This is a genomic window from Hymenobacter mucosus, assembly GCF_900188255.1.
GTDB classification, from domain to species: Bacteria; Bacteroidota; Bacteroidia; order Cytophagales; family Hymenobacteraceae; genus Hymenobacter; species Hymenobacter mucosus.
Genome location: NZ_FZNS01000002.1, coordinates 548,040 through 567,429, shown reverse-complemented (window position 1 = coordinate 567,429; position 19,390 = coordinate 548,040). Strand labels below are relative to the sequence as shown.

At 57.4% G+C, this 19,390-nt stretch carries 14 protein-coding genes; 10 read left to right on the top strand and 4 right to left on the bottom strand.

From position 1 onward, the window contains the following. Nucleotides 1-23: 23 nt before the first annotated feature. Nucleotides 24-1,592, bottom strand: coding sequence for a diadenylate cyclase (locus tag CHB83_RS06330; RefSeq protein WP_089332042.1), 1,569 nt, complete (start codon nucleotides 1,590-1,592; stop codon nucleotides 24-26). A 148-nt stretch (nucleotides 1,593-1,740) separates the two neighbouring features. Further along, nucleotides 1,741-2,532, bottom strand: coding sequence for an energy transducer TonB (locus CHB83_RS06325; RefSeq protein ID WP_045688296.1), 792 nt, complete (start codon nucleotides 2,530-2,532; stop codon nucleotides 1,741-1,743). 114 nt (nucleotides 2,533-2,646) lie between these two features. On the opposite strand from CHB83_RS06325, the gene CHB83_RS06320 reads away from it, so the two are divergent. The 10 genes from CHB83_RS06320 (at nucleotide 2,647) to CHB83_RS06275 (ending at nucleotide 15,218) form a co-directional block, all read left to right on the top strand. Beyond that, nucleotides 2,647-3,078, top strand: coding sequence for a RidA family protein (locus CHB83_RS06320; RefSeq protein WP_089332040.1), 432 nt, complete (start codon nucleotides 2,647-2,649; stop codon nucleotides 3,076-3,078). Between the two features lie 11 nt (nucleotides 3,079-3,089). Beyond that, nucleotides 3,090-4,211 carry a hypothetical protein gene (locus tag CHB83_RS06315; protein ID WP_089332039.1) on the top strand — a complete coding sequence of 374 codons (1,122 nt, stop codon included), beginning with the start codon at nucleotides 3,090-3,092 and terminating at the stop codon, nucleotides 4,209-4,211. 11 nt (nucleotides 4,212-4,222) lie between these two features. Then, a complete protein-coding gene (locus CHB83_RS06310; protein WP_143437019.1) occupies nucleotides 4,223-5,344 on the top strand; it encodes a hypothetical protein in 1,122 nt (373 codons plus the stop codon). A 106-nt stretch (nucleotides 5,345-5,450) separates the two neighbouring features. After that, nucleotides 5,451-7,295 carry a MutS-related protein gene (locus CHB83_RS06305; RefSeq protein WP_143437017.1) on the top strand — a complete coding sequence of 615 codons (1,845 nt, stop codon included), beginning with the start codon at nucleotides 5,451-5,453 and terminating at the stop codon, nucleotides 7,293-7,295. Between the two features lie 145 nt (nucleotides 7,296-7,440). Then, nucleotides 7,441-8,409: a bestrophin family protein gene (locus tag CHB83_RS06300; protein WP_045688292.1), complete on the top strand. Its 969-nt coding sequence runs from the start codon at nucleotides 7,441-7,443 to the stop codon at nucleotides 8,407-8,409. 59 nt (nucleotides 8,410-8,468) lie between these two features. Next, on the top strand, nucleotides 8,469-8,810 hold the full coding sequence (locus CHB83_RS06295) for a hypothetical protein (protein ID WP_089332036.1): 342 nt from the start codon (nucleotides 8,469-8,471) through the stop codon (nucleotides 8,808-8,810). Nucleotides 8,811-8,897: 87 nt separating this feature from the next. Continuing rightward, entirely contained in the window at nucleotides 8,898-10,451 is a 1,554-nt protein-coding gene (locus CHB83_RS06290) for an FAD-dependent oxidoreductase (protein WP_089332035.1), read from the top strand. A gap of 81 nt (nucleotides 10,452-10,532) precedes the next feature. Beyond that, the gene (locus tag CHB83_RS06285; protein WP_089332144.1) at nucleotides 10,533-11,426 is read left to right on the top strand and encodes a cyanophycinase; all 894 of its coding nucleotides are present in this window, start codon (nucleotides 10,533-10,535) and stop codon (nucleotides 11,424-11,426) included. A gap of 264 nt (nucleotides 11,427-11,690) precedes the next feature. Then, nucleotides 11,691-13,829 carry an FUSC family membrane protein gene (locus CHB83_RS06280; RefSeq protein ID WP_089332034.1) on the top strand — a complete coding sequence of 713 codons (2,139 nt, stop codon included), beginning with the start codon at nucleotides 11,691-11,693 and terminating at the stop codon, nucleotides 13,827-13,829. Between the two features lie 102 nt (nucleotides 13,830-13,931). Next, nucleotides 13,932-15,218 carry an MFS transporter gene (locus CHB83_RS06275; RefSeq protein WP_089332033.1) on the top strand — a complete coding sequence of 429 codons (1,287 nt, stop codon included), beginning with the start codon at nucleotides 13,932-13,934 and terminating at the stop codon, nucleotides 15,216-15,218. A gap of 7 nt (nucleotides 15,219-15,225) precedes the next feature. Here the strand turns inward: CHB83_RS06275 and CHB83_RS06270 are convergent, their stop codons facing one another. Both CHB83_RS06270 and CHB83_RS06265 read right to left on the bottom strand, forming a co-directional pair. Beyond that, complete coding sequence (locus CHB83_RS06270; RefSeq protein WP_089332032.1) at nucleotides 15,226-17,178, bottom strand: sensor histidine kinase; 1,953 nt, start codon at nucleotides 17,176-17,178, stop codon at nucleotides 15,226-15,228. Between the two features lie 138 nt (nucleotides 17,179-17,316). Next, entirely contained in the window at nucleotides 17,317-19,371 is a 2,055-nt protein-coding gene (locus tag CHB83_RS06265; RefSeq protein ID WP_089332031.1) for a S9 family peptidase, read from the bottom strand. Nucleotides 19,372-19,390 lie beyond the last annotated feature (19 nt).

The following is a 19,390-nucleotide window of genomic DNA, read 5'->3' as shown; positions in this document are numbered from 1 at the left end:
AACAGACCTATGAGAAAAGAACGCTATTCCTCGCGTAAGCCGTCCTTCGTGATAACATCAACCAATCCATCTTCACTGACTACAATAGCCAAGCAAGGGTAGGGCGAGCTGTCAACGTAACGAATGGCAGAGTTGTAGCGGGCACCGCGGGTACTGGTGCCGTGCCCGGAGGCCTTCCCGTCCAGAATCACCCCAATGGAGTAACAGTAAGACTCAGGGTCGAGGAGGACGGCTCCATCGATGGCCGTTACCAGGCGGGTGATGAGTGGGGTGAGCGGTACCGGCTCGATAAGGGTGCACTGTAGCTTGAGACGGTCAGCCTCGGCCAGGGCTTCGGTGGTGATGACAAGCAAGGTGCCATGCTTCTGCCGGCTGGCTTCTACCACCACATCCCAGAGTCGTTCCACTTTGGTAGGGTCGGTGAGGTGGAAGGTGCGCTTCAGGTCGCGGCGGAACTTGGCCCGGTTGAGCCGAGTACGGGGCAAGCTGGGTAGGCCGTAATGCGCCCGCATGAGTATCTGGCCGCCGTGCTGAAACTCCCAGGCGTAGTGATTCACGAAGTTGATGACAAACAAGTCTTCGCGCGTGGCATCGTACTGGCCGATCTGGCGACCCAGAGCATACACGTTCTCGCCATCGGCCAGCAAGCTGATGTCGTGGGTAGTCATTTCCAGGAGTTTGCGAACGGCCCGGTAGTCGGTGAGCGGGGTAGGGCAGGTGAGGGCAAATACTTCCGATAGGTTGGGATGGCCGCGCCGCGCCAGTAGAACCTTGCCCACGCCTTCGGCGCCCTCGTACCGCAGCGAGGAAATGGTATTACAGGTAGCAAATAGCTTGGTGGCTGACGGGTTCATGCCCAGGCCCTGGGCCGGGGTATCCATAAACAGCTTGCCCGCCGCCCGAATCAGTTCGTCGGTTTCGCGGGGGCGCACCAGCAGGCCCGATCCGGGCTCAGGCTCCGTGAGGGATTTCAAGCACTCCTCGTGAAAACGAATGACGGCGGCCATGAGCAGGGAGTGCGATAGGGGCTTGCCATCGGTATAGAAACGGTTTTCCTGCAGCGCCGGGTAGCTGTTGACGGCTTTGCGGTTGAGGCGCAGCACAGGCACTACGTAGTGCCGGTCAATGGGTACCGGAGCCCCGGCAAATAGCACGTAGCGGCTCGGCGTGTCGGTAGCATTCAGCGCTTCTTGCACGGCCCGCCGGATACCTAGGGCCGAGAGCTTACGCTGAATCATCGTCTCGCTCATCAGCTCCCGCTCCGGTGGATTCCACGACTGAGTTAGTTGAAATACTCGTCCTTGCTCCACCAAGCCTTCAAACGAACTGGGGCGCAAGCCGCAGTCTTCGGGCTCTAGGCACACAGAGGCCGGCTCGGCGTCTAATAGCTCTTCTGCTTCGGCTGGCAACGCCAGTAGTAGCACATAGGGGTCCAGGTCTTCATCAAGCGTATCGAAAATGCCGGATGCTACTGCCTGAGCCGCCTGCCGAAACCGCGTTTGGTAGGGCCAAATGGAGTAAGAATCAGGAAGTGGCAGCGGCGTGCCGAAACCCACCGGGGGGGCAGATACTACAGGCAGGGGGGAAAGCATGAGCAGGAAAGAATAGAAGGGGCGGAGAGCTGCCCTAAGGCAGCCAGACAGTAGTAGCCTCGTTGGCCTAGCTACAGAGGCAGACGAGGCAGCGCAGAAATTACTTTACGAAAGCGAAATATGTTGTGCTTGGCTAGCCGCTGGTGGGCTACAACGTAAATACAACCGGCAACACCATCTTTTGCTTCATGGGTTGGCCCTTATATGTGGCAGGCTGCCACTTAGGTGCTGCTTTGATGAGGCGAATAGCTTCTTCATCAAGGCCAGAGCCCATGCGTTTGATGGGCTTGATGTCGGTGAGGGAGCCATCTTTCTGCACGACGAACTCCATCATGACGCGGCCCTGCACCTTGCGCTGCCGAGCTAGGGCGGGGTACTTCTGGTTCTGCTGAATCCACTCGAAGAACGCATCGGTGCCCCCAACGGGCCGGGCTGGCTGGTCGGGCGTTACAATCTGTGTAGTGGAGCCTTCGGCGGCAGCGCCACCAGGTGCCGCAGCGGTACCGCCGGCATTAGCCGGAATCTGAAAGGTAATTGGCACGTTCACGCGCTGGCGTACTACACCACCCCGGTGCTGGGCCGGCGTCCAGCGCGGCCCCCCTTTAATCAGGCGAATGGCTTCCGCATCCAACTCGGGCGAGACGGGTTGGGCCACGGTTACGTTGGAAATAGAGCCCGTCTTCTCCACCACAAAATTTACCGTAACAGTACCTTGGGTGCCACTTTGCAGAGCCGCCGTGGGGTATTGCTGCTTATCGGCTAGGTACTCAGCGTAGGCCTCCACACCACCTAGTGGCACGGCAGGCTTCTCCACCGCGTCGTAGATTTCGGAGGCGGCGGGCTGCTTAGGGTACTTCAGCTTCTGCTGAGCAACTACGGTAGTGAGGCCAGCTGGCGCCAAGGCCAGCAGCAAGACAAAACGGCGGAGAGTGGGCGTCATGAGCGAGGAAGTGTGATGCTTACAACCGCAAGCAACCGACACAACAACCGCACCAGCAGGCCCTGGGGTTCGCAGGGTGCGCAAAAAGCGCCGCAATTCGGTAGATTTGGCTTTATGGCACCCGACACTTCTTCCACTGCCCATACCTCTGGCCGGGCCCCCGAGCCGGTAGGTCTCTACCCCCACGCCCGGCGCGCCGGCAACCTCCTGTTCCTCTCCGGGGTAGGGCCCCGCCAGCGCGGTCAGCAACAAGTGCCCGGCGTAGAGCTGGCCGCCGATGGAAGTATAGTGGCCTACGACTTCGAGCGCCAGTGCCATGCCGTATTTCAGAATGTGCGCTACATCCTGGAAGAAGCCGGGGCCCGCTGGGAAGACCTGGTAGATGTGACCGTATACCTCACCAACATGCGCGCCGACTTCCCGACCTATAACCGCCTCTACGCCGAGTATTTCCGCAGCAACCAGCCCTGCCGCACTACCGTGGAAGTCAACTGCCTGCCCACGCCCATTGCCATCGAGCTAAAGTGCATTGCGGTAGTCAGCTGAGCCCGAGACGTATGAAAACATCTATTGCCCAGCAGGCTGGCTGGGCCAAGTACTGCTGGGCCTTGTTGGTATGGCTGATTAGCGGCCTCTCAGTGCGGGCGCAGAATTCATGGGGCGCAGAGCATATAGCCAAACTCCAAGGCATGATGGGCGTGTACGAAGGCGACCTCAATGGGAAGTACCCCATCCGGCTAGTGCTGCGCCCTGGCAATACGGATAGCTCGGTAGTGGGCACCTATTATTACCTCTCGAAAGGCAAGCCGCTGGAATTACGAGGCCACATTCAGCCAAGCCTATCTACCCCAAGCATAGAGTTGCGGGAGTTGGCCCCGGCGGATACCGTACCCACCGGTTGGTTTAGCATAAGCTTGAGCTACTACCCGGAAGTGCTAGGTCACTGGTATAACAAATCAGGCACTACACTGCTACCCCTGCGAATGAAACGAATAAACGGGGCTGCTCAACCGTTTGTAGCCTCGGCTCAGGTTAAGTCTAAAACCTATCTGAAGTACTACACGGTGCCTGTGGTTACCGTGCCCAATGCTGCCTTAATGGCAATGCTAGACCAATATTTTTCTTTTGAAAGCCTGATGAGCCAGAGCCTGAGTAGCTTTCTCGAAGAGGTGCGGCAAAAGCAAAAAGACGGAGACCATACGGGCTTAGAAAGTATAGTGTATACCAAAAACTATAACGCCAATGGGCTATTAAGCATTACCGTTCGGCGAGATGTAATAGGGGCCAATGCTTGGCATAACTATGAGTCCCGAACCATTGATTTAAACACCGGCTTCCCCATAATACTCGCTGATGAAATTCAGCCCCAGAAGCTTCAATCCTTCCTGGCGCTAGGGGAACGAAAGCTGCACCAAGAGGTACTGAAATACCTTTCTGTCCCGCAAAATGCGTTAAACCCAGTCGATAAGCAAGGTCTACTTGAGCAGCACTTTAGGCTGAGTAGCACCGATGAATACGCTGTATTTGGCAATGAAATCCAGTGTCATCATTCCGTGAACTATGATGCCTTGTCAAATATGATATCCAAGTTATTTACGGATGAATTTATGGTGCATTTCACCACTACTGAGTTAAAGCCATTTCTGAAACCGGAGAGCCTTTTACAACGCTTGCCTTAGCTATCCTTTCCGTGCGAATACTTTATGCAGCGGCCGTATTGCTGGCCCTGTGGAGCTGCGAATCGAAAACAACTACACCAGCCGTTACGGCAGCAACTCCTGCCACCGACTCTACCCGTACGGTGCCAGTGCTAGGCAGCTACAAAGGCTCCATTGCTGGTAGATACCCGTTCCGATTGGCCATTACCAGTCAGCTCAACAAGACAGAAGTAGTCGGTATATATTATTACCTCAAGCAGCAGAAGCCCATTAGGCTATGGGGAATACTGGCGCCTGATGGGGAGATATGGCTGCGGGAAATAGACCCAGAGCGCCCCGATACCGTGGCCACAGGCTGGGGCCCTGGGGGAAAAGTACGTCATCCCTTTGCGTATTTTCGGCTGCGCCCTGCCTCCCAGGGTAGCCTAACCGGCACTTGGCAAGGCGCCAAATCAGACAAGCAGCTTCCGGCGCAGCTCACTCCCTACCACATCAGCGGGCCAGTGCAGAAAGCACACGTGAGTGAGCGGACCTACTTCGAGGAGTTTACGGCGCCGGAGTTCACCGTTTCTGACATGGGCGTCACGGAGAAGCTCTATTGGCTTTTTGACATAGAGAATCTATCGGAGCAAACCTTACAGGAAGAGCACCGAAACCACGAAAAAGGCGGATTCCAAGGTTACGGGGGAGTAAGCTCTGAAGTGACCTATAACGACCGGGGCTTGCTGAGCGTGTCATTACGAGACGAATACACGTTCGCCAACGTAAACAGCCGATTTTGGACGATACTAGTGGACCTACGTACCGGCGAGACGCTTAACGAGAATGAACTTGACCCCGCAAAGGAAAAAGCTTTTCTGGCGTCCTGTGAAGCTCAACTACAGCAGCAGCTGGCCGCTTACCTGGCCAGCGAAGCAGGCGGACTAGACTCGATAGATGCGGCTGGCCTACGTAGTCAACACATCGGGCCCGAAAAGTGGCCTGATGATATGCGGATCGAGAAAAACGGCGTTTCCTTCAACCACTCCGTAGAGTACGACATGATGTCGAACTTCATGCGGAAGACCTATAACGAGCAGTTTCGCCTGTCCTTCACCTTTGCCGAAATGGCCCGCTATCTGAAGCCCAACAGCCCATTGCGCCGCTTGCAGTAGTAGCGCAAGTAAATAAGCATGGACGTGCCCACTACCCGAGCACGTGTAAAGCCGATAGGCCTAGCGCCACCCTTTGTACCTTCGTGGCTTCACTGAATTTGCTGCCGTGCCCGTTTCTTCTGCTACTCGTACCCTGTCCGTTTCGCCTGCTGAGCTTTTCCAGGAAAACCTAGCCCACTACACCGAGCGCGAAGCCTACTTTGCGGGGCGGCACCGCCTGGTGGCCCTGGTGCGGCTGCTGGTATTTGTGGGGGCTGGCGCGGGCGCCTGGGTTCTGTTTTCGGCCGGGCGAAGTACGGTGGCATTCGGCGTGCTTTTCGTAGCCTACCTCGTGTTCTTAGGGCTTGTGCGCTGGCATACGGCCGTGGGCTACCAACGGGAGCACTTCCGCCTGCTGGCCCAACTCAACCGCGACGAGCAAACGCGCCTAGCAGGCCAGCTTGCGGGCTTTGACCCAGGACTTCGCTACCTCGACGTGCAGCATCCCTACGCCGCCGACCTTGATGTATTTGGCCCGCATTCCCTGTTTCAGCTTCTCAACCGTAGTACTTCCCGCCTGGGGCAAGACTGGCTGGCAGCTTGGCTTCTTACCCCCAGCTTGCCCACAGCGGTGCGAGAGCGGCAGCAAGCCACCGCCGAGCTAGCGCCCGATGTGGCCTGGCAGCAAGAGTGGCAGGCCCGCGCCCGGCACTACCCCCGGCAAGAGTCGGACCCGCGGCAGTTTGCGACCTGGCTGCGGCACCCCAACTTTTTTGCGGACAAAGGCTGGCTACTGCCCGTAATGATGGTTTTGCCGGTAGTGGCTGTGGGGGGCGTAGTGTGGCTGCTGAGCGGCCATGGCGTGTGGGTGTTGCTAGGCGCACTGGTGCTTACTGGCAGCTTAAATGCCCGCTTTGGCGCCGTGCGAGCCGACTACTACACCCAGGCCACCGCCATGCGCGACGCCCTCCGGGCAGCGCACGACCAACTAGCCTTATTTGAGGCGCGGGAGTGGCAGGCACCTGTGTTGCGCCGGTTGCACCGCACGCTGCAGGTAGCCGAAGGCACTTCGGCCGCAGCCTTACTCAACCAACTGGCACGCATTGCGGGGTGGTTTTCCTTGCGCCAAAACCCCGCCGTAGCGGGTGCCGTGAACGGACTTTTCCTCTGGGACCTGTGGGGAGTATGGCAACTTGATAATTGGAAAAGCCGGCTAGCTGGCGGACTAGAGCCCTTGATGGAGGCAGCCGCCGAGCTAGATGCATTGGTAAGCTTGGCGGCTTTCCGGTTTGCCAACCCAACCTATTCCGAGCCTACTCTGAGTGCAGAAACCTTGGAAGTGGTAGCGGAAGGTTTGGGCCATCCGCTGATTTTCGATCATCAGCGCATTACCAACGATTTCAGTACCCGCGGTGCCGGCCAAACCGTAGTAGTGACGGGGTCCAACATGGCCGGAAAAAGCACGTTTCTGCGCACGGTGGGCCTGAACTTGGTACTGGCCCAGGCAGGGGCAGTAGTGGCGGCCCGTCGTTTTCATAGCAGTCCGGCGCAGGTATACACGGCCATGCGTACCAATGACAACCTGGCCGAAAACACGTCTTCTTTCTACGCCGAGCTCAAGCGCCTCCGCTTACTACTGGACTTGGCCGAGGCACCAGCCGCGGCGGAGCTACCTATTTTCTACCTGCTCGATGAAATTCTGAAGGGTACCAATTCTCAGGACCGCCACCGCGGGGCGCGGGCGTTGGTACACCAGCTTCGTCAGCGGCCGGCAAGTGGCCTCATCAGCACCCACGACTTAGAACTGGCGGCCCTAGAGGAAGAACTGCCCGGCACCGTGCGCAACTTCAGCTTCAATAGTTTTCTGGAGCCCGACGGCACCTTGCGCTTCGACTACCACCTCACGCCCGGGGTGTGCCGGGCCTTCAACGCCAGCCAGCTCATGCGCCTAATGGGCATTGTGCTGGAATAGGTGAAAAGAAACTTTGGTAAAGGAAACACGAGAGTAGCCGTGGGCCGTAAGCGTAGGTAGTGCAAGCCAAGAGTCTGTCAAGTAAATTCAAGCTCAGGGCGCTAGTTTGCTGTTCCCTGAAGTTCTCACATTACCCCGCTTACCCGTGTACATCCGCGAAAATCTGCGCTGGCGCATCATCTGGAAATTAGGCTGGAAGCCTATCGTCCTGTTTACCCTGTACAGCGGACTGGTATGCCTAATCTACGGGCCCCTCCACTTTCGTTCGGTGGCTATTCCGTGGCAGCCGGTAGCTACGTTGGGTACGGCAGTTGCCTTTTACATTGGCTTCAAAAACAACGGCTCGTACGACCGTTTCTGGGAGGGGCGGCAGCTCTGGGGAGGTATTGTGAACAGCAGCCGCACCAGTGCCGTCCAAATTCTGGAGTTCATCACCTCTGTAGTAGATGCCCCTGGCGTGGAAGCCCCACGCGCCTCGGCCTCTGAGCTAACCGAGCGTCACCGCCGACTGGTGTACCGGCAAATAGCATGGTGCAATGCCCTGCGCATTCATTTGCGCCGCCAGCCGGGCCAGTGGGATGCCGCCGTAGCGCCATTTTTGGACGAGGAAGAATCGGAGAAGTTGCGCAACACGGCCAACCCACCCGCCCAGCTCATTCGGCAGCAGGCTGCCGCCCTGCGCATATTGCGCGAGGAGCGCGGCCTACTCAACGACTTCCAGCACGTGACGATGATGAACACGCTGGAAACGCTTTACAACTTGCAAGGCGGCTGCGAGCGAATCAAGAATACGCCTTTCCCGCGCCAGTATGCCTTCTACAGCATGTTGTTCGTGTACTTATTCACGGCCCTAATGCCCCTGGGTCTGGTCACGGAGTTTGCTAAGCTGGGGCCCTTGCACATGTGGCTCACCGTGCCCTTCTCGGTGCTGGTGTCGTGGGTGTTTGCTACCATTGAAACAGTAGGCCACAACAGTGAAAATCCCTTCGAGAACAACATGAACGACGTGCCAATGACGTCGATTTGCCGGTCCATTGAAATTGACCTGCGCCAGATGCTAGGCGAAACGGAGGTGCCGCCGAAGTTGGAACCCGTAGACGATATTTTGTACTAGGTCTTGCAACGTATGTAGGCCCGGCCGGCTCTCTACTAGGTACCTTATTTTGGCCTACTATGAAAAAGAGCTTGTGGTTCGTGTTAGGAGGGCTTACGGCGCTGGCTACCGCCTGCGACCACTCACTTTTTGGGGACGACTATCCCGTACTAGTGCAGTACGCACAGACTGGCTGCGCTGATCCGTGGGCCGATAAAGGGCAGAACACACCTGCTGGCTTTCGTAATGCTGCAGAGCAATATTTAGAAACTAGAGGCATAATTCTGGATAACGTGCAAATCAATACAGGCACTGCTGATGTGTGCTTTGCCTGCTTCTGCAAAACCGGTCAGGTCCTGATTGCCAGCGCAAAAGAAGAAGATGTGCCAGTCCTAGTAGACCTCGGCTTTCAGAGAAAATAAACGCAGAAAAACCAAGCTGGGCGTTAACAAGCTCTCGGGCGGGGGCGTAGAGGAAAAGCAACTTCACCTTTCCCTATTGCTTCTACTATGGCTATCACCCCTAAGCCCGCCCATTCATCTGGTGTTACCGAGTCATCGTGGTTTGCTACGGCTGCGCCGCTGCCTACTTATCCGCGTCTTTCTAGCTCACTTACTACCGATGTAGTGATTGTGGGCGGTGGCATTGCGGGCCTCACCACGGCCTACTTGCTGGGCCGGGCGAGCAAGCAGGTAGTGGTACTGGAAGATGGGGAGCTAGCCAGCGGGGAAAGCGGCCGCACTACGGCCCACCTGTCTTTTGCTCTCGACGACCGATATACAACCCTGGAAGAACTATTTGGCAAGGAGGGAGCCCAGCTGGCGGCTGAAAGCCACCGCACCGCGGTAGATGTAATAGAAGAAATTGTGCAGCGGGAGAACATCGATTGTGATTTCACCCGTCTCGACGGCTACTTGTTTCTTCCGCAAACCGGGACCCCCAAGGAGCTAGACGAAGAGCTGGCAGCCGCTACCCGCGCCGGGCTGCAAGGCCTGCGCCGCCAAGCTACCGCCGGCACCCAAGGCTTCGAGCCGGGCGAGTGCCTGGTGTTTCCCAACCAGGGCCAGTTTCATATTCTGAAGTACCTACGCGGCCTGACCGAAGCCATTACGCGGCAGGGTGGGCGCATCTTTACCAACACCCACGTAGAAGCGGTGCAGGGTGGCAAGGACGCGCGTGCCGTAGTGCGCGAAGGCCTTGAGGTGCAGGCTCAGGCCGTAGTAGTGGCTACCAATACACCCTTCAACGACCGGGTGGTGATGCACACCAAGCAGCACCCGTACCGCACATACGTAGTAGGAGCCCGCGTGCCGAAGGGTTCCGTTACCAAAGCCTTGTATTGGGACACCGCCGACCCCTACCACTACATTCGCCTGCAAGAGGTAGAGAACACCGACTACGACCTGCTCATTGTAGGTGGCGAAGACCATAAAACGGGTCAGGAAGAAGACCCCGAAGACCGCCTGCGCTGCCTGGAGTTTTGGGTGCGTGCCCACTTCCCTACGGCCGGCGAAATAGAATACCGCTGGTCGGGGCAGGTGATGGAGCCCAGCGACGGATTGGGCTATGCCGGTCGTAACCCCCTGGATGAAGATAACCTCTACATCATCACCGGCGACTCCGGGCACGGTATGACGCACGGTACCCTGGGTTCTCTCATTATTACTGACTTGCTATTGGGCGCCGAAAACCCGTGGGCTAAACTCTACGACCCCGGCCGCGTAACCGTACGCTTCGAATCGGTGAAGGAATTTGTACGCGAAAACGTAAACGTAGCTGCCGAGTACACCGAACTGCTCACTGGCGGCGATGTAAAGACGGCCGAGGAGGTAGCGCCCGGTACGGGTGCCGTGCTACGCCGCGGTCCTACCAAAGTAGCAGTGTACCGCGACGAGCAGGGCCAGGCACACGAGTGCTCGGCTATTTGCCCGCACTTAGGCTGCGTGGTGCACTGGAATAGCCTCGAAAAAAGCTGGGACTGCCCTTGCCACGGCTCCCGTTTTACGGCCTTAGGAGAACTACTAAGTGGCCCTGCCAACTCCAACCTGGCTTCCCTGAGTTAGTAGCCCACGCCTCCATAGTTTCCTTTCTCTCACTTCTGCAAGGGCCACTCACAGATGGCTCCTGCTCTGTATGCGCTGTATATGGCTACCTCCCGCAAAAAATCCACCGCTTCCCAACAATCTGCCTCGGCTCACTGCCCGCATCCGCAAGGAGTGCTTATCCCCATTGGAGGGGCTGAAAAGCAGGGCGTTGACAATAAAGAGCACACAGCACCCGACGACATGGCCTCCGAGCCGGTGCTGCACCGCTTTGTGAAAGAGCTTACCCTAGGGGGCTCCGTGCTAGTGATTCCTACCGCCTCGGAAGAAGCAGAAGAAGCCGGCCAAGAGTACGTCGATATCTTCAAAAACCTCGGTGTTAGCCAGGTCAACGTACTGAACATCCAAAGTCGTGAGCAAGCCAACTCAGAAGAAAGCTTGCGCCTGCTGGAAGAAGCAGCCGGCATTATGTTCACCGGGGGAGACCAGCTGCGTTTGACGGCCTTACTAGGAGGAACCAAGCTGCAACGCCGCATCAAAGAACGCTACACGTACGAGCGGTTTGTGGTAGCTGGCACCAGCGCCAGCGCCGCTGCCATGAGCACCCCCATGATTTACCAGGGGCGCAATGACGCGGGCATGCTCAAAGACGAAATTCACATTACCACAGGTCTTGAGTTTTTGCACGACGTAGCCATTGACACCCATTTCGTGGCGCGGGGCCGTATCGTACGCATGGCCCAAATTGTTGCTACCAACCCGGCCTGCATCGGGTTGGGGCTAGAAGAAAACACTGGGGTCGTTATTACGGAAGGCCGCGAACTAGAAGTGATAGGGGAGGGCTTAGTGGTTATTGTAGACGGCCTCAGCTGCTCCTCTACCAACATCCATGAAATTGAACCCGGTGAGCCCTTTACTATCCGCGACTTAAAAGTGCACCTGCTTAGCCACGGCGAGCGGTACACGCTGCCTATCATTGAGCAAATGCACGTATAAGGCTTCCGATTTACTAAAAGCCTGCCGTTGCTTCCACCGTTGTTTCGAGAGCCGCTTCATCCTGCCGGGCAGGGTAGGCGGCTCTTATCTTGCTAGGCGCTACACTAGGGCCAGGCTTCGGTGGGAAGTAGAAAACAGGAAAACTTCTAGGCTCACCAGTTTTTAAGAGAATTTCTACCGGGCCGAGGTCAGCAGCAGGCGCGGTCCTTGCGTATAGGTCGGCGGATTACCACCTTGCCGCCTCGCCGCTGTTGCCGTCCCCCAATGTCTGCCGATACCCGCTCACTACGTTATTTTTTTTCTAGCCAGGACTTTTCCGATGGATTGCGCACCACGCTCACCGTCTTGATTCCGGGCGTGCTGCTCGGGTGGATGGGGGAGTTGGAAACCGGCCTGACTATGTCGTTGGGAGCCCTGTGTATGAACCTCATCGACCAGCCCGGCCCCGTGGTGCACAAGCGCAACGGTATGCTGGCGGGCTTGGTATTGCTGCCGCTAGTGGCTCTGCTGACGGGATTGGTGCAGCCTTACTGGTGGCTGCTGGGCTTGGAAATAGGAATACTCAGCTTTGGGCTGACGATGTTTCTGGTGTACGGTGCCCGCGCTGGGCAGGTAGGTACGGCCGGTCTGCTGCTCATGATTCTGATGATGGAGCGCAGCTTCACGTTGCCGCAGCTGCTCCATTACACCAGCGTCATAACCATTGGGGGGCTGTGGTACATGGCCGTGAGCTTGCTTACCTACCAAATTCTGCCGTATCGCCCGGCGCAGCAGGCCTTGGGCGAGTCCATTCGGGCTGTGGCTAACTTTCTGCGCCTAAAGGCGGAGTTTTATCGTACCGGTACGAGCCTCGACGATGACTATCGCCGCCTGGTGGCCCAGCAAGTAACGGTAAGTGAAAAGCAGGATGCCGTGCGCGAGCTACTGTTTAAAACCCGCCAGACCGTAAAGGAGTCGACGGGGACGGGGCGGCGGCTGGTACTCACGTTCGTGGATGTGGTAGACCTCTATGAGCACATCACCGTGACGTACTACGACTACGCCGCCCTACGCACGCGCTTCGGCGAAACCGGCATCCTAAGCGTCGTTGCCGACATGGTGGAGCTACTGGCGGCCGAACTGGAAAATATTGGTTTTGCTATTGAAGCCAACCACGGCTACCGGTCCCGCATCAACCTCACTACCTCTTTAGAGCAGCTAAAGGCACGCATTGATGCCCTGGAAGACCCCCGCCAGCCGGGGCATACCTTGGTGCTGAAGAAGATGCTAGTGAACCTGCGCAACCTTACCCAGCGCCTCCAAGATGTGCTGGCTTACTTTGATGCCAGCGCCCCGGCGCCTACCAACCGGGAGTTGGAGTTTGGCCGCTTCGTGTCGCACCAGAGTTTTGATTTGGACGAGCTGCGCGACCACCTCACGCTCACTTCCGGCATCTTTCGTCACGCCATCCGCATGATGCTAGCCAGTTTGGTGGGGTATGCCGTGGCAAAGCTGGTAATGCCCGGCCACCACAGCTACTGGATTCTGATGACGATTCTCTACATGCTGAAGCCCGCGTACAGCCTCACCAAGCAGCGCAATGTGCAGCGTGTGCTGGGTACGTTGGTGGGCGGCGTTATTGGGGGTTTGGTGCTGTGGCTGGTGCCCAACCGCACGGCCTTGGTGGTGCTGTTTGGGCTGTTCATGCTCGTGGCTTTCAGCTTCCCCCGCCGCAATTACATCATAACAGTCATCTTCACCACTCCCTTTATTATTATCCTGTTCAATTTTATGGGCCTGCATTACTTGCAGGTGGTAGAGGAGCGCGTGCTGGACACTGTAACGGGCTGCCTGATTGCCTTCTCCACTAGCTATGTTCTATTTCCGAGTTGGGAATCAGATCAGTTGCAGGACTACATGAAAGGAGTGTTGCGCGCCAATTTGCGCTACCTGCAAACCCTGGCCGAAGCTCTCACCGGCTCGCCTATTGCGGTAGTAGAATATAAGCTGGCCCGCAAGGCGGTGTACGTGAGCTCGGCTAACCTGGCGGCGGCTTTCCAGCGCATGATGTCGGAGCCCCGGGGCAAGCAGCACCGGCCCAGCGAGGTACACGAGTTTGTGGTGCTGAATCATATTTTGTCGTCCAACGTCTCATCCATTACCTCCGGCATGCTGGCCGGCCCTGACCAGCGCCCGGCGCTGCCCGGCGCGCTCCTGCGCCCAGTACGCCAGGCCCAGCAAGCCCTGCACCGCAGTTTGCGCCGCCTCGATCCTGCCGAGCCCGAGGCCCCCGCAATTGCCCCCGACGCCGTGGCCCGTCGTGCCGAACCACCTGCCACCGATACCCATCTTACCGAGCAGTTAGACTTCATTCAGAAGATCAGCAGCGACATTGGCAAGGTGACGGAAGAAGTACTAAAGTAAGTAGCGCGCTACCTAGCACGTGCGCGGGGCAGAGCTAGCGGCAATGGCGTAAAAACCAGTACCTTTTGCTTCGGTTACTGCCTGCTGTTAGGACACTATCTTGTGAAAAATCTTGTGCTGCGTGAAAGTACTGGCCTACGGTACTTTACTTTCTTCTATCTGTACGTGATGCAGGGCGTGCCTGCCGGGTTTGGCCTTACTGCCGTGGTCAACTACCTAATTGGGCGTAACTTGAGCCCCGCAGTGGTAGCATCGTTTGCGGCGGCAGTAGGGCTGCCCTGGGCCATCCAATTTGTGTGGGGGCCGCTCATCGATAAGTATCAGTACTCCATTATTGGTCACCGCAAGCAATGGGTGGTGCTTACGCAGCTAATAGCCGCGCTGGCTTCGCTAAGCCTGCTACTGGTGCACGACCCTGTAGCGCAGCTCCCGCTGATGACGGGCGCCTTTGTGGTGCACAGCATCTTTGCTTCCATCCAAGATGCCAGCGTTGATGCCATTGCCATTGCGGTAGTACCCGAAGCCGAGCGAGGGCGCGTCAATGCATTTATGCGGGGCGGCATGCTGATTGGTGGTTCGGCGGGGGCGGCGGGCCTCACGGCAGTGCTACATCACTACGGCTTTTTCTGGGCGGCCCTGGTGCAGTCGGGGGTGTTGCTGGCTCTCACGGTGCTTACCTTCTCCATCCGCCTCGACCGTACCGATACGCTGCTGCCTGTGCGCGGGCAGCGGGCATCTGCTGCGGCCCTCAACGCCGAAAATCCGCCCGTAAGCTGGCTGTTTCGGGAGCTGCTGCGGGCCATTACCGAGCGGCACACACTGCGTTTGTTTTTGGTGGTTGCGCTGGCTTACATGACCCTGAGCGTGTTTGGCTGGGCCTATTCGTATCACCTTATTCAAGAGTTGCACTGGTCCGATCAGGCCGTATCCGTCATGCAAGGTAGTTGGGGTAGCGTTGCCACGCTTGCGCTTATTGTAGGCGGGGGCATCGTAGCTGATCGGGTGGGGGCTGCCTACTTGCAGCGGTGGGTGCTTGGCACGTTGGCAGCGTTTCTGTTGCTATTTTGCAGCCTGAGCTTGTTTTGGCACTACACCCCCGTTGCTACCCTTGGGCTTCTATTCTGGAACATGGCCGATCCGAGCCTGAGCGTGGCTGCCCTGCCTTTGCTCATGGCTTTGTGCCGCCCCCAAATTGAGGGCTCCCAGTTTACTACCTATATGGCGCTGGTAAACCTGTCGGGGGTAAGTGGTTCCTACCTTACCGGCTGGGCCCTTACGTGGGTAAGGGCACCTACTTTAGGGCTGCTGTGTGGCTTGTTGCTGCTTGTATTATTTGGCGTGTTGCAATGGCTACGCCGCCAGCCCGCCGCAGTAGCTACCCATACCTAGCAAAAGGTTAGCTGTTTGGCGGAGCTACCTCACAGGGTAGGCTCACCCGCACACAGGTACCGTCCGAGGAAGTGTCGATATGGAGTTGGCCGTGTAAGTACTCTGTGCGGGCCCGCACACCCCGTAGGCCAATGCCGACTTTGGGTTTGTCGTCGCTAAAGCCTTGGCCATTGTCTGCTACTACTATCTCCAGCGAGGTGCGGTGGCGGTGCAGTTGCACTTGTACCTCCGTGGCGCGCGCATGCCGTACCGCATTGTTGAGTAGTTCCGCCGCAATCCGGTAGCCTGCCTGCTGTAAGGAGGGCGGTAGTTGGTCGGCTCCCTCGTCGCAGATGGTGTGCACTACGGGCGTACCATATAGATTAATCAGCTCGCCCAGGGAAGCAATAGATTCCGTTAGGCTGCCCGGCCCCAAGTGAGCGGGAATGAGGGAGTGGCTATACGTGCGTACATCATCGCGCAGGTGGCGCAGCAAGAGCTCGGCGTGCTTACCGGCTGCTGCCGCTGCTGTTGAGGTAGCAAGCGCCTCCCGAATGGCCGGCCCCTGCCAAGCCAAGTGCAGGGCGGCTAGGTTGGGCCCCAAGGCATCGTGCAGCTCGCGGGCCAGTTGCTCCCGCTCCTCCTCCTGGGCTGCAATGAGGCGGGCACCTTGGGCATTGCGCTGATGGAGTTGCCGGATGCGCAACACGGCATTCTGACGCAGAGTGTGGCGGAAGCGCCCCGTCAGCAAAGCACTCAATACCAGTAGTTCAAGCACTAGTCCCCACGCTAACGGGTTTGGGTAGATGGGGTTGAAGCTGCTTAGGCCAACGTGGTTGCTCCAGAATATAGCGAAGCCGGTGAAAAAGAAAAGGTAGGTAAGCGCGTAGTATCCCGCCAGCCGCCGCCAGTGCCGAGACTGAGCTACCGTTAGTAGAGTTATCCAGCCGTAGGCGAATAGGCTTAGAAGTACCACCTCACGGGTAAGATTCAGCACCTGCAACAACCTCATGCTATGCTGTGCCGCCCAAGGCGCTACTACGGCGTAAAGCACCACGAACCCACCTGCAACAGCGGCTAGCCCATTGCCGACTCGGTGGAGACGGGGCCAGCGGCCCCGCAAACGCAGAAACAGTTGCATAATGCCGATACCTGCCGCCGCCGCCAGCACCATAAAATTGAATTGCCCTACCGTCCACACTAGTTGGTAAGCAGTAGTGGGTAGCAGCATAGCATCTAAGCCATCCTCCATCATCAGAAATACCGTGACGCAGGCCACGTACGTCACGTACCACAAGTGAATCCGGTCGCGCAGGAAAGCGAAGAGGACCAGGTTGAACAGGGCGCTGCTGAAGTAGAAGCCAAGTAGCCACACCCAGTGTCGCTCAAACGGAAAATTCATTTCCCAAGCCAGAAAATGCTCGGTGGTTTCAATGTAGGTAGGTAAGTACAGCGCCCCCGCGTGCAGGTCGATGCGCAGGTAGAGGGTTGCCGTTTCGTTGGGCTTAAGCGCAAATGGAAAGCTAAGGGAGCGGGCCGGAAACGTACGTGCCGCCGCCGGTAGCCAAGAGCTAGCGGCTCCTAGCCGAGTGAAGTGGGTAGTGCCTTGGGGCCGACAATACAGGGCCGCGCTATCCGCGAAGTTGAAAAGGCTCCACAAGAAGCGGAGGCGTAGCGAATCTACGTTGCGGACCATGAGCCGTATCCACACCCGCTCATGCCGCAAGCCTAGGTTGAGCGTCTGGTGCCAGGGTCCCGATTGAAATTTACCGGCGCGCCACTGGGCTTCCGCGTGCTCCGGGTTGATGGGGGTAGCAAAAGGCTCGGTGTAGTACTGGTAGGCCTCCGAAACGTGAGGCCCCTTGGGGTCTTTCAGTAATAAGGTGTCAGGCAAAGCTTCCGGTGGCAGAGCTGCCCAGCTAGGCGCACTCGCCACCAACGCCCAGCCCAGTAGAAAGACGGTAAGGAGACGTAGCCACATACAGTAGGGAAGGTAAGGGCCAAAGAAGTAACTATATAGATCAATATAAATTTTAATAGCTAAAAAAACACTCGCCCACGGAGCAGTTACACTAGGCAACTGCTCCGTGGGCGAGATAGGTAGAAACCCAACAACTATTTACTTCGTGGCTTGGCCTTCGGGCTTTAATGTGCGGCCCAACCAATCAAAGAATACTCGGTTCCAAAGCACCGAATTCTGAGGCTTGGAAATCCAGTGCCCCTCATTGGGAAAGTACAGAAACCGGCTTGGGATGCCGCGCAACTGAGCAGTGCCAAAAGCTTCCATGCCTTGGTCTTCGGGTACCCGGAAGTCTTTGCCCCCGTGAATTACCAGTATGGGGGTATCCCAGTTTTTGGCAAACTGCTGTGGGTTGAAGTCGGTGTAGCTCTTGTTTAGTGTTGCGTCCCAAGGGGTGCCCTTCATGTCGTAGTTGGCGAAGAACATTTCCTCTGTGGTGGGGTACCAACTGGTAAGGTCGTAGAGGCCGGCGTGGGCAATAAACGTCTTGAAGCGGCCTTCGTGCTTGCCAGCCAACTGGTACACGGAGTAGCCACCGTAGGAAGCACCCACGCAGCCTAGGTGCGCCTTATCCACGTAGGATTCTTGGCTTAGGGCATCTATGGCAGAGAGATAGTCCCGGATGGGCTGCCCACCCCAATCGCCCGAGATGCTGTTGTTCCATTCCGTGCCAAAGCCGGGCAGGCCACGCCGGTTAGGCGCTACCACTATGTAGCCGTTGGCCGCCAGCAGCTGAAAATTCCAGCGGTAGGAAAAGCTCTGCGTAATGGGGCTTTGGGGGCCACCCTGGCAGTAGAGTAGGGCCGGGTACTTCTTGCTAGGGTCGAAATCAGGAGGATAGATAACGTACACTTGCATCTGCTTGCCGTCGGTGGTTTTCACCCAGCGCGCTTCCGTTTTGCTGGTTTTCACGCCCGCTAGCTCCTGCTCGTTGATGTTGGTGAGGCTGGTTTCTCGTCCGGATTTTAGGTCGAGGCGTACTAAGTCAGCGGGTAGCGCTTGGGTGGTTTTGTTGGCAATAGCTACATCGTTGGCAGCTAGCTCGAAGGCGTTGTAGTTCTGGGCACCCCTAGTCAGCTGCTTAAGCTTGCCGCCCTTGCTTGGGATGGAAAACAGTTGCTCGGTGCCCTGAAGCACGCTCAGGAAGTAAATGGTTTTGCCATCAGCACTCCACCGAATGTTAGCTGCGGCCTGCTCCGAGCCGTTGGTAATGTCTTCGCGCTTCTTGGTTTTGAAGTCGTATACCACAATGCCGTTGCGGTCCGATTCGAAGCCGGGGGTAGCCATGCTCAACCACGCCACTTTCGAGCCGTCGGGTGAGAAAGTCGGTTCCGTGTCGTAGCCACCCAATCCCTCACTCAGGTTCTGGGTTTTGCCTTCCCGAATGTCGTAGAGGTAAATATCGGAGTTGGTGCTTTCGGCCTCGGCCCGGCCGGTAAGCTTACGCGAGGTGTACGCTAGGCGGTAGCCATCAGGGGCGAAGGTCAACTGTTCCGAGCCGCCCAGGGGCTGCAGGGGCGCGTCAAACTTCTCGCCGGCCATCACGTCCTTGCCATATCCGGTCGGCCGGCCGTCGGTGCCAAGGGGTTGGAAAAATACGTGTGTGGATTTAAAGTCGTCCCAGGCGTTCCAGTGCCGGTAGTTTAGGTCGTCAATGATGCGAGCATCAGCCTTGGGCAAGTCTGGGTACCAGTCCTGCACCGATTTGCCCGTTTTTACATCCTGCGTGTAGAGAATGAACTTGCCGGAAGGAGCGTATTTCAGGTTGGACAAGCCTTGCTCGGGAAATTCGCTGAGCTTCTGCTTCCCCGAGCCATCGGCATTTATCACGTAGAGCTGGTCGCTCCCGCCTTCGCCGGAGAGAAAGGTTAGTTTGCCGTCGGGGCGCCAGTTTAGAGTGTTTTCTGAAGTAGGCGTGGTCGTGAGCTGCCGGGCCGTGCCACCGGCCACTGGCACCACCCAAATATCGGTGTTGCCGGTGTTTTCGGCCAGGTTATAGCGCGTCACGGTGTAGGCTACCGTCTTGCGGTCCGGCGACACCTGCATTTCGCCCAGGCGCCTGAGCTTCCACAGTAGCTCGGGCGTATACACATTTTGTTGGGCCGCCGCGGCCAGCGGCAGGAGTGCCAGCGCGGTCAGGAGAGGTTTGTTCATGAATAAAGCAACCGTGTGG